The sequence below is a fragment of the Vibrio sp. HI00D65 genome (assembly GCF_001635455.1).
Classification (GTDB): Bacteria; Pseudomonadota; Gammaproteobacteria; order Enterobacterales; family Vibrionaceae; genus Vibrio.
In genome coordinates this window covers 1-220 of record NZ_LWEH01000253.1, presented here as the reverse complement: position 1 = coordinate 220, position 220 = coordinate 1, and the positions used below count along the sequence as shown (strand labels likewise).

The following is a 220-nucleotide window of genomic DNA, read 5'->3' as shown; positions in this document are numbered from 1 at the left end:
GATTAATCTGGTCTAGTGTAGCGAATGACATATTGCCATTTTTACGATTTTGGGCATCGACAGTTGCAATTACATCCCATGACTGATCAACGGGTACCCAACGAACTTTTAATCGACCATTAAAGTCTTTTACGTTATTAACGTCGTCTTTACCGTCATAGTCCCTTGTAAAATAGCCGTCATCCTTCGAATATTGAATCGCAGCACGGTATGCCCACTC

General features: G+C 41.4%; 1 protein-coding gene. It reads right to left on the bottom strand.

Translation table 11 applies throughout. The annotated features are described in order from the left end of the window. Positions 1–220, bottom strand: a 220-nt coding sequence (locus tag A3712_RS27885; RefSeq protein ID WP_197465857.1) for a hypothetical protein, incomplete at both ends; no start/stop codon positions are given.